The organism is Archangium sp., assembly GCF_036388035.1.
GTDB lineage: Bacteria > Myxococcota > Myxococcia > Myxococcales > Myxococcaceae > Archangium.
On the sequence record NZ_DASVSO010000666.1, the window covers coordinates 1 to 3,299 of the forward strand.

Below are 3,299 nucleotides of genomic sequence, written 5' to 3' on the forward strand. Positions count from 1 at the left end.
CTCGCGAAGATCATCCGCGCCGGCCTCACCCGGGCCCACCGCGGCGAGATTGAGGTCGCCAAGGCGGTGGAGGAGGCGCTCGTGGAGAACAGCCCGCACGTGGGCGCGCGGATTCCGTGGCTGTGGTCGCTCGCGAACATCGCCACCCTGGTGGGCCTCGTCGGCACCATCTTCGGTCTGATCGGTACCTTCCAGGCGCTCGGCAACGTGCCCGCGGAGCAGAAGCAGGCCCTGCTGTCGGACGGTATCTCCAAGGCGATGAACAACACCGCCTTCGCGCTCTCCATCGCGGTGCTGTGCATCATCTTCCACCTGTTCCTCACCTCGTACGCCAAGAGCATGGTGGAGAGCATGGAGCTCAACGCCCTCAAGCTGGAGAACATGCTGGCGCGCCGCGCCGCGGGCGAGACGACCCTCGACGAGGCCCGCGCCGCCTGAGGCGCCGGAGGGGCCCATGGCGTTCCATTACTCCAGGAGGAAGCTGAAGCCTCGTGAGGAAGAGGAGGCGGGCGAGCTCAACATCGTCCCGTACCTCGACATCCTCATGAACCTCATCCTCTTCATGCTGCTGTCCATCACCGGGCTGGCCTCCTTCGGCATCCTCAACGTGAGCGCGCCGAACTACGGAGCCCCCAGCACCGACGTGGCCGCGCAGGACGTCCCGGACCAGCCGCCGCGCCTGGTGCTCAGCGTGCTCATCAGCAAGAAGGGGCACTTCGTCAACAGCGAGAACGCCATCCTCGGCCAGGACGGCGCCCCCACCATCCCCACCCGGGCGGATGGCTCGTACGACTACGCCGCCCTCAACGCGCAGATGGTGAAGATCAAGGGCGCCTTCCCCACCGAGACCAAGGTCATCGTCGCCGCGGACCCGGACACGCCCTACGACGCGCTCATCCAGACCATGGACGCCCTCCGCGAGACGCAGGACACGTCGCACCGCCTGCTCTTCCCGGACGTCACCCTCGGAGCCCTCTAGCCATGTCGACGCCGGGCGAGAGCACCCCCCAGGTGCCGGTGGACGACGAGGCGCTGCGGCGGATGCGCTACCGCAAGGCGCTGGCGCGCAAGAAGCGCAAGGAGCGCGAGGCGGCCGGGGAGATCAAGGAGCTGAACATCACCGCGATGATGGACATGATGACCATCCTCCTGGTGTTCCTCCTCAAGTCCTTCGCCTCGTCCTCGGCGTCGCTGACGGCCAGCGAGGACGTGCGGCCGCCCGTGTCCTCCACGCGCGCCACGCCCAAGGACACCGTGGCCGTCACCGTCACCCCCAAGAACATCCTCGTGGGGGAGCGGGAGGTGCTGCGCCTGAAGAACGGGCAGCTGCCGCCCGAGGCCCTTCAGGGCCGGCTGGTGGTGCCGCTCGACGCGCAGCTCAAGAAGGAAGTGGAGAAGCTCAAGTACATCGCCGAGCGCAACCCGGCGGCGCCCTTCAACCGGGAGCTGTCCATCATCGCGGACAAGAGCGTCCCGTACGACATGCTCCTCACCGTGCTCTACACGGCGGGCCAGAACGAGCTGGAGAACTACCGCTTCGTCGTCCTCCAAGACGAGGGCAAGCCGCGGTAGGGCGCCCCGGGCTCCGGGCGCCCTCCGCTCCGGCCTAGAAGGACGGGGTGGCCTGCGGGCCGCCGCGCAGATCCAGCTCGTGGCGCGTCGCGTCTTCCTCGCACCGGATGGCGAAGGGCAGGGCCTCCAGCCGCTCGATGGGGATGTCGAAGCCGCAGTCCACGCAGGCGCCGAACACGCCCGTGTCCATGCGACGCAGCGCGGCATCGATGAGCATCACCTCGCGTCGCTGGGCCTCCATCAAGCTGGAGAGCGTGTAGTCGGCCAGCTCCGTCTGGGCGTTCTCCTCGTACTCGGGGTCGCGGTCCTGGTTCTTCAGCGCCGTCAATTCACGCTGCGCCCCCATGCTCGCGTTGAGGATGTCCCGCCGACGTCTCTGGAGCAGCTCGCGAATCTTCAAAAGGTCGTTGGCTCGGTCCATGGCCCTGTCGCTCCATCAAAGGTGCGCTGCGTCGATGATGCACTGCGTCGCCCGGCCTGATTTCCCGCGCGATGAACGGGGGAAAGCTAGGAGCCAGAGCGAGGTAGGGAAACTGTTTCTGTTTCTCCTACTTGTCGGATGGCCGAGGAGCAGGCAGGGGAGCAGGGGTCGGGCGCCCGGGTGGTGGACACGCAGGAGTGAGAAGGTGGGACAGGTGGGGGCGCGCCTGCTAACAGTTGCCGGATGGGCCAGGAGACGGCCCGTGGAGAGCGTGATGCAGGACGTGAAGTTTCAGCGGGTGACGGTGATTGGCGGTGGCCTGGCGGGCAGCGAGTGCGCCTACCAGCTGGCGCGCCGCGGGGTGCCAGTGACGCTGCGGGAGATGAAGCCGCAGAAGCGCTCGCCGGCGCACAAGACGGACCAGTTCGCCGAGCTGGTGTGCTCCAACTCGTTGCGCTCGGATAACCCGGAGAGCGCCATCGGCCTGCTGCACGCGGAGCTGCGGACGCTCTCGTCGGTGATTCTGGGGTGCGCGGACGCACACCGGGTGCCGGCGGGCGACGCGCTGGCCGTGGAGCGCGAGGCCTTCTCGGCGGCGGTGACGCACTCGGTGCGCGAGGCCCCCGGCGTGGAGGTGGTCAATGGCGAGGTGGACGCACTGCCCGACGGCCTCGTCGTGGTGGCCACCGGGCCGCTCACCTCGGACGCGCTGACGAAGGACCTCGAGCGCTACGTGGGCGAGAAGCTCTATTTCTACGACTCGCTCGCCCCCATCGTGTCGGGGGACTCCATCGACATGAATGTCGCCTTCCGGGCGAGCCGCTACGGCAAGGGCGGCGGGGACGACTACATCAACCTGCCGATGAACCGGGAGGAGTACTACCGCTTCATCGCCGAGGTGAAGGCGGGCCAGAAGGTCCAGCCGCACAGTTTCGAGGAACCCAGATACTTCGAAGGGTGTCTGCCCATCGAGGTGATGGTCGATCGAGGCGATGACACGCTGGCCTTCGGGCCGCTGAAGCCCGTGGGGCTGAAGGATCCGCGCACGGGCGAGCAGCCCTACGCGGTGGTGCAGCTGCGCATGGAGGACAAGGCGGGGACGGCGTGGAACATGGTGGGCTTCCAGACGCGCCTCACCTGGGGTGACCAGAAGCGCATCTTCAGCACCTGCATCCCGGGTCTGGCCACCGCCGAGTTCCTGCGGATGGGGCAGATCCACCGCAACACCTTCATCGACGCGCCGCGGCTGCTGCAGCGCGACCTGTCGCTCAAGGCGGAGTCGCGCCTCTTCTTCGCGGGACAGATT

Annotated in this window: 5 protein-coding genes; 4 read left to right on the plus strand and 1 reads right to left on the minus strand. The window is 67.7% G+C overall.

Annotated features, from left to right (window positions below; genetic code table 11):
• The 3 genes from VF697_RS27220 to VF697_RS27230 all read left to right on the plus strand — a co-directional run.
• A partial coding sequence (locus VF697_RS27220; RefSeq protein WP_331099644.1) for a MotA/TolQ/ExbB proton channel family protein occupies positions 1–438 on the plus strand: 438 nt, incomplete at its 5' end.
• A 16-nt stretch (positions 439–454) separates the two neighbouring features.
• Entirely contained in the window at positions 455–979 is a 525-nt protein-coding gene (locus tag VF697_RS27225; protein ID WP_331099645.1) for a biopolymer transporter ExbD, read from the plus strand.
• A 2-nt stretch (positions 980–981) separates the two neighbouring features.
• The gene (locus VF697_RS27230; RefSeq protein WP_331099646.1) at positions 982–1,572 is read left to right on the plus strand and encodes an ExbD/TolR family protein; all 591 of its coding nucleotides are present in this window, start codon (positions 982–984) and stop codon (positions 1,570–1,572) included.
• 34 nt (positions 1,573–1,606) lie between these two features.
• Here VF697_RS27230 and VF697_RS27235 read toward each other — a convergent pair whose 3' ends face one another.
• Positions 1,607–1,993: a TraR/DksA C4-type zinc finger protein gene (locus VF697_RS27235; protein ID WP_331099647.1), complete on the minus strand. Its 387-nt coding sequence runs from the start codon at positions 1,991–1,993 to the stop codon at positions 1,607–1,609.
• Positions 1,994–2,267: 274 nt separating this feature from the next.
• On the opposite strand from VF697_RS27235, the gene trmFO reads away from it, so the two are divergent.
• Positions 2,268–3,299: methylenetetrahydrofolate--tRNA-(uracil(54)-C(5))-methyltransferase (FADH(2)-oxidizing) TrmFO (trmFO, locus tag VF697_RS27240; protein ID WP_331099648.1), on the plus strand; the 1,032-nt coding region annotated here is incomplete at its 3' end.